The sequence below is a fragment of the Bradyrhizobium sp. genome (assembly GCF_017881085.1).
GTDB lineage: Bacteria > Pseudomonadota > Alphaproteobacteria > Rhizobiales > Xanthobacteraceae > Bradyrhizobium.
Genome location: NZ_JADGRI010000214.1, coordinates 1 through 9396 on the forward strand (window position 1 = coordinate 1; position 9396 = coordinate 9396).

A 9396-nucleotide genomic window follows, 5' to 3' on the forward strand; every position below is an offset into this window, starting at 1 on the left:
GTGAAATGCGAGCGTGACTGGATGCCGATCGCCGCACCGATCAGCGTCAGCCAAGCCAGCGACAGCTCGCCGACTTCCTCGACCCAGGTGAACGGCACCGGGTCGACATCGAGCCAGTCGGTGATGGCGCCAACGAAATAGCGCAGGATCACGCCGACCAACAGGTTGAGGATGGCAAGGATGATCAGGGCCGTGACCGTTATTTTCGGGACGGCAGAGAGAATACGCAACATGCGCGATGGAATCCTGGCGGGCGGATGGGACGGGCGATGAGGCCGAGCACTTTTCTCCGGCCCCGATGCTGGCTCAGGCCTTGAAGCCTTCGATCTCGTCCCACAAGGCGCCGTACTGGCTCTTGTAGGCGGGCCATATCTTCGCTTGCGCCACCTTGCGGAATTCCTCGACCTTGGCTTCCACCACGGTCATGCCGAGCGGCTCCAGTTCCTCCTTGGCCTTGGCGAAATTGTCGACCGACTCGGTGGCCTGCCTGATCTTCTCCTGCGCGGCGCGCGACAGATCCATCACCAGCTTCTGCTGCTCGGGCGTGAGCCCGTTCCAGATGTCGAGGTTCATCACCGCATTGGTCGGGCCGTAATTGTGATAGGTCAGCGAGGCGTATTTCGACACTTCGTAGATCTTCAGCGCCTTCATGTTGACAATCGGCAGGTCGCCGCCGTCGATCACGCCCTGCTTGGCGGCGGTGACAACCTCGCCATACGCCATCGGCACCGCGCTGCCGCCGAGCCCGTTGATGGTGTCGCCGAAGATCTTGGCCTGCTGCACGCGGATTTTCAGGCCCCGCAGGTCTTTCGGTTCGACGATCGGCTTCTTTGACGTCCAGAAATGCCGGAAGCCGTAATCGAAATAGCAGAGCACCTTGAGCTTGTAGTTGTCCTCTATCTGCTTGCTGATCTTGCCGCCGATCTGCCCGTTGAGCATGGCGTAGGCCGAGCCGTAGTCCTTCACGAGATAAGGCACGAGCAGCGCGCCCATTTCCGGAAACACCGTTGCGGCGGCGCCGGCCGGGCTGCCCATCGCGATGCTGCCGGACTTGACCGCGTTCATGATCTCCAGCTCCTGCGGGATCAGGGTCTTGCCGAAGAACTGCATCTCGAGCGCGCCCTTGGACTGCGCGGTCAATTCCTTCGCCATCCAGTCGAACGCGACCGCGGCCGATTCCGGGACCGCGTTGATATGCGCGAACACGAGTTTTTTCGGCGCGGTTTGCGCGAAGACCGGCGCGCGGCCGGTGGCGAGAATGCCGGCCATGCCGGCGCCCGCACGCAGAAGCGTGCGGCGATCGAACGAGACACGGCTCCTGGGAGCTGACATGGGGAATCCTCCAAGCTTTGCTTTTTTTGTTGCGGTCCGGCGGCCGGGCAGATCCGCCAGTCCGTTGGCAAGCTTACAGGATAGCGGGCGGCTTGCCAGTGGGTGGGCGGCGATTTGAACGATCCTGAGAAAGAATTGTCCCCCAAGGGCCGGCGTGATACAAATACCAGCTCGGGCCGTCGACAACCGCCCGATGAGCTTTCGCAGCCAAGCGTTGTCTCGCTCCATTGTGGAGGTGAGACATGTCTTGCGGCAGCGCGAGTTTTGCACCAACCAACAACACCCAGGCAGCCTTAGCGTCGTTCCCGGACCGTGGACGGTTCTGGCAAGTCCCGCTCTCGTGGCTGACAGGGATTGCCGCGCGGCGTGAGCGCCGGCGTCAGTACGCGCAACTTCTCGAACTTGACGATCGGCTGCTCGCCGATATCGGAATATCAAGGCCGGATGCCGACGAAACGGCGCTCAAATCCTCCTGCATCGACGCATTGATGTGGCAGGTCTACCGATGACCAGTCTTGCATATGCGAAGCCGCGGTCGGACATCTTAAATCTGTACGGCGCGAGGGCGTTGCGCGGATTCGGCGATGGTTTCGCCGTTATCATCCTGCCTGTCTATCTCTTGGCCATCGGACTTTCCCCGCAGCAAGTCGGGATCGTCGCAAGTGCCTCATTGCTTGGAACAGCTGCTCTGACATTGCTGGTCGGGTTCGTCGCACCCCGCTACGATCTCAGAAACCTGTTTCTGATCGGCGCCGGACTTGCCACTCTCACGGGGCTTGTCTTCCCGATGGTCGAAGCGGTCGCGCCGGTCCTGCTCGTCGCTTTCTTAGGAACCATCAATCCTTCGGCCGGCGACTTGGGAATGCTGATTCCCCTCGAGCACGCTTTGCTGACGCAGGAAACCAGCGACCAGAACCGCACCGGGGTGTTCGCCCGCTACAGCCTGATCGGCTCGCTGACCGCTGCCGCCGGATCGCTCGCGGCCGCCTTGCCCGAGTTCTTGACCGCGCGGGGGTTGCCGGAGATCGGCGCGCTGCGGCTGATGTTCTACGGTTACGCGGCGCTCGGACTGTTGGCGGCGTTTCTTTACAGCCGTCTGCCCCGCGACCACATGCGCGCGGCATCCCGCCCCGGCCAGGCGCTCGGGCCGTCGCGCAAGATCGTCTACAAGCTCGCCGCCCTGTTCAGTCTTGACGCCTTTGCCGGCGGTTTCGTCGTTCAGTCGCTGTTGGTCCTGTGGCTCTTCCAGCGGTTTGATTTATCGCTTGGTGCGGCAAGCGCCTTCTTCTTCTGCGCCAGCCTGTTGAGCGCGATTTCGTTTCCGGTCGCCGCATGGCTCGCCAGACGCATCGGGCTCGTCAACACGATGGTATTTACCCACATTCCATCGAGCCTTTGCCTGATCGCGGTCGCGTTCTCATCGAACCTGACCGTCGTGCTCATTCTCCTGCTGATCCGGTCGGCCCTGTCGCAAATGGATGTGCCGACTCGATCGTCCTATGTCATGGCCGTGGTCACGCCTGCCGAACGCACTGCGGCGGCGAGCGTGACCGCGGTGCCGCGCAGCCTGGCCTCTTCCATCAGCCCCGCGATGGCCGGCTTCATGCTGGCGGGGCCGTTTTCGGCATTGCCGCTGGTGGTGTGCGGATGCCTCAAGATCGTTTATGACGTGACCCTGCTCGGAATGTTCCGGCACACGAAACCGCCTGAGGAATCGTGATGCCGGAACGGCAAGTCCAGGCAAGCGAGCAGGGGGCAGCCTCAGCTCTTGGCGATCGCCGTCTTCTCCAGCGCGGCGCGCACACCCCGTGCCAGCTTCAGGGCGTCGTCATTGGCCCAGAAGTGGATGAAAAACATTCGCGGCTGCTCGTCCAGCATGTGGCTGTGGATCGCGGTCACTTCGATGTCGTTCGCGCGTAAGGCGCGGATCAGCGGGCTGACCTCGTTTCCCGTCACCAGAAAGTCGCCGGTGATCGCGGCCTTGCCGTTGCCGGTCGGCTGAAAGTTGATGGCGTTGGCGCCGCCGAGCGGGCCGGTCACCTTCATTCCCATCTCCAACGGTGGATCGCGGCGTGGCACGCCGAACTGATACACGCCGCCGGTCGCGGTACCCTTGACGCCCATGATTTCATCGAGCTTGGCGGTATCGAGATCGATCGCAGGCGCCGGCGCGGCCCCGGTGGTCGGAGGATCGAACGGCGTTTTGCTCGATGCCAGCGCCGACCGGATGACGGTTGCCATCTTCTCCGGATCGCCATGCCCGCCGACATGCATGTAGAAGGTGGCGGGCGAGGCGCGAAGGATGTGGTTGTGGATGGCGGTGATGTCGAGACCGCCGTCCAGGAGCTTGGTCATGACGGGCGTGATCTCGGTTTCGAGCAGCACGAGGTCGCCCATTACCATGGCTTCGTCGCCCATCGGCGCGAACGCAACCCAGCCGCCCAAGGCGAGGGCTGGTTTGATGGCGACACCGTCCAGCGTCACCTTCAGGTCGGAACGCGGCAAGCCGTAGCGATGCACATCGCCCGACAGCACCGCCGACTTCCCGAGCGCGGCGTCGACCTTGTTCCAGTCGATCTCGGCGGCGTACGCGAACGCAGGCATCGTTAGCGCGGCAAGTAGCGCCGCAAGTGCAAGTCTGTTCGTCATGTCAAAACTCCTGTTTGCTGCTGCGCCCCAATTCACGATTTCAGACGAGCGATATGCCCTATGGCGTCGGACTGTGTGTGATGCTGTCCGGCCAAGGTCCATGGCGGCGTCTTTACGGCTTCCCAACCGCCACAACCGGCGTGGCGTCCGTGGGCTCTTCAAGGATTCCTTCGGTCGGATAATTGTCCTCGGCGTCGCGCTGCATCACGACCTTGTTGCCCTGCAGCCAGACCTCGAAACAGTTCCCGTCGGCGTCATGGCCGAAATCGATGCAGATCTCGTTGCCCCGGATCCGCCAGGTACCGAGATGAACGCGTCGCATCGCATAGCTTCGAAGCGTGCCGTCCCGCCCATAGACCTCGCACCAGTGCACCTCGTCGGTGACCTGCATGCCGCCGAGCGTTGCTGCGATTTGCGCGCCGGACAGCTTGTCAAAGCGGTCCGCCGCGTGAGCTTGCGGTGCAAGCGCGAGCACCAGGAGCAAGGGAGCTAGTCGCGGTCGGGCGTAATAGTCGACTGTAGGAATGGAGTTCTTGGTGTGGCCCATGCGCAATTCCTCGACACGTCGAGCGTTGCGCAGCACTTGGACCGTGGTCTCGAGGGGAGACTGCCTTTCCCCTGCGACCTTTTTAATTTGCACCCGCTGCAAAGGCAAGGGGCGGTTTTCGTCGAAACGAAATGGGTGATCGGGAACCGATCGAAATTGCCGATGGAACACTCATCCTTTCTTGCGCCATGATGCAGCGGAAAGGGCAAACCCAATGGTCTACTTCATTATCAAGTGTGCGTTATCCGGCGTCATCATCGCCGTGGTGTCCGAGGTCGCGAAGCGCAGTCCCGCTTTGGGGGCGCTGATCGTGTCGCTGCCCTTGGTGTCGCTGTTGGGAATCCTGTGGCTGTGGCGCGATACCGGCGATGCCGAGCGGATCGCCAGTCACGCGGAATCAACATTCTGGTATGTCCTGCCGTCGCTGCCGATGTTCCTGGTTCTTCCGGCGATGCTCAGGGCCGGAGTAGGTTTCTGGCCCAGCATGGGCGCAAGCTGTGTTCTTACGATAGTGCTGTACATTGTCACCGTAGCGGTGCTGGCGCGGTTCGGGATCAATCTCTGACAGTGGCTGAATCGGCTGTTCTCGGCCTCAGGCAGATGTCCCCGGCAGCACCTTCACGCCGCCAAAGGCGGCAATGCGTCCGCGCCGGAGCATCACGATCTGCGTCGCCAACTGGCGCAGTTCGGCGACATCGTGACTGACATACACCATGGGTATCCTGGCCTCGTCGCGCAGGCGTATCAGATAGGGCAGGATCTCCACCTTGCGGCCCGCATCCAGCGACCCCAGCGGCTCGTCCAGCAGCAGCAATCTCGGTTTTGACAACAGCGCGCGTCCGAACGCGACGCGCTGGCGCTCGCCGCCGGATAATTGGCCGGGCCGTCGATCCAGAAGGCCGCCGATATCGAGCAGGTCGATGACGCGCTGGCGTTGCGCGGGATCGTCGGCCAACCGATTCATGCGCCGGCCGTAGTCGAGATTTTGCCTGACATCCAGATGCGGGAACAGCCGGGCGTCCTGGAACACATAACCGATGCGGCGGCGATGCGCCGGGACATGGATCTGCGCCGCGGTGTCGTCCAGCGTCTCGCCGTCGATGGCGATGATGCCGCGATCGGGCCGCAGCAGGCCCGCGATCATGTTGATCAGCGAGGTCTTGCCGGCGCCCGAGTCGCCGAACAGGCCGGTAACGCGCCCCTCGCTGGTGAAGGAAGCTTCTATCGAGAATTCGCCGAGCTGTTTTGCGACGTCGACGCGCAGCATGGTCAATTCCCGTGCAGGCGCTTGGTGGCGCGCCGCGCGAGCACCTCGGAGGCAACCAGCGCCGCAAACGCAATCAGAACCGAAACCACCACCAGCCGCAGCGCCGCGCTGTCGCCGTCCGGGGTCTGGATCAGCGAATAGATCGCCGAGGAGATGGTCTGGGTTTCACCGGGAATGTTCGACACGAAGGTAATGGTGGCGCCGAATTCGCCAATCGCTTTCGCAAAGCCGAGCACCATGCCGGCCAGCACGCCCGGCAGCGCGAGCGGCAAGGTGATGGTCAGGAATACCCGGAAAGGCGCAGCACCCAGCGTTTCCGCCGCCTGTTCCAGCCGCCGGTCGACCGCTTCGATCGAGAGCCGGATCGGGCGCACCAGAAGCGGAAACGACATCACGCCGCAGGCCAGCGCCGCACCGGTCCAGCGGAACGCGAGTACGATGCCGAGATGGTCCGCGAGCCACGCGCCGACCAGGCCGCGGCGCCCGAACGTCAGCAGCAGCAGATAGCCGGTGACGACCGGCGGCAGCACCAACGGCAGGTAAATCAGCGCATCGAGCACCGCCTTGCCCCAGAAATCGCGCCGCGCCAACAGCCACGCCACGGCGATCCCGAGCGGCGTCGCCACCAGCGTCGCCACCGTGGCGACCCGCAGCGAAAGCTGGACCGCCGTCCATTCCGTTGGTGAGATGTCGAACACCAAGCTCAGGAGGTCGGGCGCATCAGGAAGGTGAATCCGTATTTTTCGAGAACGGTTTTCGCCGACGACGAACGCAGGAAGGCAAGATATTCGGCGGCTTCGGGTTTTGCAGTCGTCGTCGCCGCGACCGGATAGATGATCGGCGGGTGGGAGTCCGCGGGGAAGGTGCCGACGATCTTGACGCCGGGCTCGACCTTGGCATCGGTCGAATAGACGATGCCGAGCGCCGCTTCGCCGCGTGCCACCAGCGTCAGCGCGGCGCGCACGCTGTCGGCCATCGCGAATTTCGGCTCGGCCGCCTGCCACGCGCCGAGTTTTTCCAGCGCCGCCTTGGCGTATTTGCCGACCGGCACGGCCTTTACGTCGCCGGTGGCGATCTTGCCGTCGCCGGCGAGTTTGGCCAGATCGAAGCCCTGGCCGATCGTCACATTGTCGATCTTGGAATCTTTCGGCGCGATCAGCACGATGCTGTTGCCGAGCAGGTTGACCCGCGTCGGTTCGTTGATGTTTTTCCTGGCCGTCGCATAGTCCATCCAGTCGGTGTCGGCGGACAGGAAGATATCCGCCGGCGCGCCCTGTTCGATCTGCTTTGCCAGCGTCGAGCTCGCGGCATAGCTGGCGGCGACCTTGACGCCGGTCTTGGCGGTGAAGGCTGCATCGATGTCGTCGAGCGCGTTCTTCATCGAAGCCGCGGCAAACACGGTGATGCTCTTGTCCTCGGCGAGGGCGGGCGAAACGGCCGCTCCGCACAGGATGACAAGGGCAGTAAGAGTTCGGGCGAGACGATACATGGTGGCGCTCCGTGCGGGTTCGCGGCACGCTTGTCGGCGCGCGCAAAACAGGCGTTGGTTGAAAATCGAATGCGACAGGCGGAAGCGCCGTTCCGCTGCTCCCGGCGACTTACGGCCGATCGGGATATCGCAGCGCAAAAACAATAGCAGGCTGGGCTTTCCGGTAAAGGGCCCTTGTTCCCGTCTATTCGGACGGCAGGATCGCGATCGATACCGAATCCTCTTTGGTGCCGCTGACCTGCAGCACGAAGGGGCCAGCCGAAAGCTCGTATTTCATGGTCTTGCGGATGCCGTCGCAGTCGGTGGCGCCGCTGAAAGCCTTCGGCTTGAGAAAATGCCCATCCTGTATCACGTCGACCCAACCGCCGGCGGACAGGCTGACCGTATACAGGCCGGCCTTCGACGCAGCCTTGATATTGGCAAAACCGGCAAAGGTGCCTTCCTTCAGCGCGCGTTCGGGCGGCGAGGGCAGTCTTGCCTCACTGGGCGTTCGCAAGGCGAGCGTCATCCCGGTCGACGGCAGCGCGGCGAGGTCGGCGCCGGATGCGAGCTTGACGCGATCCGGCGCGGTCAGCGCCGCCCTTTCCTGCTCGATGTTCCACTTGAACTTGTCGCAGCCGCTCGGTTCTTCCGCCGCCCATGCGGGAGCGGTCCCGAGCAGCATCAGCGCGATCAGGAGAGGTGTACGCATGGTCAATCCACCCCGATCATCATGTCGGAGGCCTTCACCACGACGGTAACCGCACTCTTGGCCTTGATGCCCAGCTCATCGACGGCCTCGTTGGTGATCGAGGAGGTCAAGATATTGTCGCCTCCGATATCGACGCGGACATGCGAGGTGGTCGCGCCCTTCTTCACTTCGACGACAATACCCTTGATCTGGTTGCGTGCACTGATGCGCATGGCGGTCCTCACGGAATGGCGCTAGCTGCGCGGCATCGCCACGCATCTGCTGGGGATCTGCAAAGATGAAGAAGCCGGGACCGCCGTCCCAAAATGCCGGTCGCGCTTACGGCGCGATGGCTTCTTTACTCTAGCGCATTCTCGCGCCGATTGAAACCGTGTCGCTATGGCTTGGCGTCCGGCGCGGCCAGCACCTGGCGGCAGGCGGTCGGCAATTGCGCCAAGGTCATCGGCGGCCTCGGCTTCGGCGGCTCTTTCGGCGGCTGGGGGTGGATGATCGAATCCTTGAACCAGAAGGCCAGATCATCCGCGCTGCAGCCTTCGCTCTCCGCCGGCTCCGGCTGGCTCTCGCAGTCGGTGCTGCCGGGCGGACATTTGATGCGGATATGGAAGTGATAGTCGTGGCCGTACATCGGCCGGATCTTGGAAAGCCAGCTGCGGTCGCCCTTGGCTTCGCGGCACAGCGCCTTCTTGATCGCCGCGTTGACGAAGATCCGCTGCACGGTCGGCTCCTGCGCGGCGTCGCGGATGACCGCGAGATGGCCCGGCGTGAAGACGTGCGGATCGACGTCGAGCCGGTCGGGGCGCACCATCATGACCGCGGACATTTCCTCGCGTTCCTCGCGCGACAACACATGGTTCGGCATCGGCGTCAGCCAGACGTCGGCGTCCAGTCCGACCTGATGGCTGGCGTGGCCGGTGAACATAGGACCGCCGCGCGGCTGCGACATGTCGCCGACCAGGATGCCCGGCCAGCCCGCTTCCTTGTGCGCCTTGACCGAAAGCCGCTCCAACAGCTTGACCATGTCGGGATGCGCCCAGTTGCGATTGCGCGACAGCCGCATCACCTGCCAGGTGTCACCGGTAAGCGGCAGCGCTTCGGCGCCCGCGATGCAGCCCTTGGCGTAGAAGCCGATCACGTGCGTCGGCATCGCCGCCGGCAGCACCTTGCGACCGAACAATTCCTTGGCGCCCAGTTTGGGATCGTTGGGATTGACCAGCGGCGGCAGCGGCTTCGGATGGACGCTGCCCTTGTCCTGCGCCTGCACAAGGCTGGCACCGGCAACCGCGGCAGGGATCAGGAGCAGGCAGAAAATCAAGCGGGACTTCATCGGATCACTCAATATGGCGGCGAGCGTATCACGGATTCGGCGCCCGCGGAGAAGCTGCGCCAATCGTAATTGCTTGATCCAGAGCTCGGTGTTCTAC

General features: G+C 63.3%; 13 protein-coding genes. 3 read left to right on the forward strand and 10 right to left on the reverse strand.

The features are described from left to right. The coding region (locus tag QZ213_RS18955) for a TRAP transporter small permease subunit (RefSeq protein WP_291687631.1) at positions 1 to 233 on the reverse strand (233 nt) is incomplete at its 3' end. A gap of 73 nt (positions 234 to 306) precedes the next feature. Continuing rightward, the gene (locus tag QZ213_RS18960) at positions 307 to 1332 is read right to left on the reverse strand and encodes a TRAP transporter substrate-binding protein (protein WP_291687632.1); all 1026 of its coding nucleotides are present in this window, start codon (positions 1330 to 1332) and stop codon (positions 307 to 309) included. Between the two features lie 242 nt (positions 1333 to 1574). On the opposite strand from QZ213_RS18960, the gene QZ213_RS18965 reads away from it, so the two are divergent. Next, entirely contained in the window at positions 1575 to 1841 is a 267-nt protein-coding gene (locus tag QZ213_RS18965) for a DUF1127 domain-containing protein (protein ID WP_291687633.1), read from the forward strand. Continuing rightward, positions 1838 to 3052: an MFS transporter gene (locus QZ213_RS18970; protein WP_291687634.1), complete on the forward strand. Its 1215-nt coding sequence runs from the start codon at positions 1838 to 1840 to the stop codon at positions 3050 to 3052. Before QZ213_RS18965 ends, QZ213_RS18970 begins: the two co-directional genes overlap by 4 nt. A gap of 41 nt (positions 3053 to 3093) precedes the next feature. Here the strand turns inward: QZ213_RS18970 and QZ213_RS18975 are convergent, their stop codons facing one another. Together QZ213_RS18975 and QZ213_RS18980 are read right to left on the reverse strand one after the other, a co-directional pair. After that, a complete protein-coding gene (locus QZ213_RS18975; protein ID WP_291687635.1) occupies positions 3094 to 3981 on the reverse strand; it encodes a DUF1259 domain-containing protein in 888 nt (295 codons plus the stop codon). Between the two features lie 112 nt (positions 3982 to 4093). After that, on the reverse strand, positions 4094 to 4528 hold the full coding sequence (locus tag QZ213_RS18980; RefSeq protein WP_291687636.1) for a hypothetical protein: 435 nt from the start codon (positions 4526 to 4528) through the stop codon (positions 4094 to 4096). 214 nt (positions 4529 to 4742) lie between these two features. On the opposite strand from QZ213_RS18980, the gene QZ213_RS18985 reads away from it, so the two are divergent. After that, on the forward strand, positions 4743 to 5093 hold the full coding sequence (locus QZ213_RS18985; protein WP_291687637.1) for a DUF3147 family protein: 351 nt from the start codon (positions 4743 to 4745) through the stop codon (positions 5091 to 5093). 27 nt (positions 5094 to 5120) lie between these two features. Here QZ213_RS18985 and modC read toward each other — a convergent pair whose 3' ends face one another. The 6 genes from modC to mepA all read right to left on the reverse strand — a co-directional run bounded on the left by modC (position 5121) and on the right by mepA (position 9299). Further along, positions 5121 to 5795, reverse strand: a complete 675-nt coding sequence (gene modC, locus QZ213_RS18990; RefSeq protein WP_291687638.1) for a molybdenum ABC transporter ATP-binding protein — start codon at positions 5793 to 5795, stop codon at positions 5121 to 5123. Positions 5796 to 5797: 2 nt separating this feature from the next. Then, the gene (gene modB, locus QZ213_RS18995) at positions 5798 to 6493 is read right to left on the reverse strand and encodes a molybdate ABC transporter permease subunit (RefSeq protein WP_291687639.1); all 696 of its coding nucleotides are present in this window, start codon (positions 6491 to 6493) and stop codon (positions 5798 to 5800) included. Between the two features lie 5 nt (positions 6494 to 6498). Beyond that, positions 6499 to 7284, reverse strand: coding sequence for a molybdate ABC transporter substrate-binding protein (modA, locus tag QZ213_RS19000; RefSeq protein WP_291687640.1), 786 nt, complete (start codon positions 7282 to 7284; stop codon positions 6499 to 6501). A 184-nt stretch (positions 7285 to 7468) separates the two neighbouring features. Then, positions 7469 to 7975 carry a hypothetical protein gene (locus QZ213_RS19005; protein WP_291687641.1) on the reverse strand — a complete coding sequence of 169 codons (507 nt, stop codon included), beginning with the start codon at positions 7973 to 7975 and terminating at the stop codon, positions 7469 to 7471. Positions 7976 to 7977: 2 nt separating this feature from the next. Further along, positions 7978 to 8187 (reverse strand): TOBE domain-containing protein, encoded by a 210-nt coding sequence (locus QZ213_RS19010; protein ID WP_291687642.1) that lies wholly within the window; start codon positions 8185 to 8187, stop codon positions 7978 to 7980. Between the two features lie 164 nt (positions 8188 to 8351). Next, positions 8352 to 9299 carry a penicillin-insensitive murein endopeptidase gene (mepA, locus tag QZ213_RS19015; protein ID WP_291687643.1) on the reverse strand — a complete coding sequence of 316 codons (948 nt, stop codon included), beginning with the start codon at positions 9297 to 9299 and terminating at the stop codon, positions 8352 to 8354. Between the last annotated feature and the right edge of the window lie 97 nt (positions 9300 to 9396).

Excerpts from the sequence above, each read along its gene's own strand:
- mepA (WP_291687643.1), bottom strand. The coding sequence starts at position 9,299 with ATGAAGTCCCGCTTGATTTTCTGCCTGCTCCTGATCCCTGCCGCGGTT.
- QZ213_RS19010 (WP_291687642.1), bottom strand. The coding sequence starts at position 8,187 with ATGCGCATCAGTGCACGCAACCAGATCAAGGGTATTGTCGTCGAAGTG.
- modA (WP_291687640.1), bottom strand. The coding sequence starts at position 7,284 with ATGTATCGTCTCGCCCGAACTCTTACTGCCCTTGTCATCCTGTGCGGA.
- QZ213_RS18965 (WP_291687633.1), top strand. The coding sequence starts at position 1,575 with ATGTCTTGCGGCAGCGCGAGTTTTGCACCAACCAACAACACCCAGGCA.
- QZ213_RS18980 (WP_291687636.1), bottom strand. The coding sequence starts at position 4,528 with ATGGGCCACACCAAGAACTCCATTCCTACAGTCGACTATTACGCCCGA.
- QZ213_RS19005 (WP_291687641.1), bottom strand. The coding sequence starts at position 7,975 with ATGCGTACACCTCTCCTGATCGCGCTGATGCTGCTCGGGACCGCTCCC.
- QZ213_RS18970 (WP_291687634.1), top strand. The coding sequence starts at position 1,838 with ATGACCAGTCTTGCATATGCGAAGCCGCGGTCGGACATCTTAAATCTG.
- QZ213_RS18985 (WP_291687637.1), top strand. The coding sequence starts at position 4,743 with ATGGTCTACTTCATTATCAAGTGTGCGTTATCCGGCGTCATCATCGCC.
- modC (WP_291687638.1), bottom strand. The coding sequence starts at position 5,795 with ATGCTGCGCGTCGACGTCGCAAAACAGCTCGGCGAATTCTCGATAGAA.
- QZ213_RS18960 (WP_291687632.1), bottom strand. The coding sequence starts at position 1,332 with ATGTCAGCTCCCAGGAGCCGTGTCTCGTTCGATCGCCGCACGCTTCTG.
- QZ213_RS18975 (WP_291687635.1), bottom strand. The coding sequence starts at position 3,981 with ATGACGAACAGACTTGCACTTGCGGCGCTACTTGCCGCGCTAACGATG.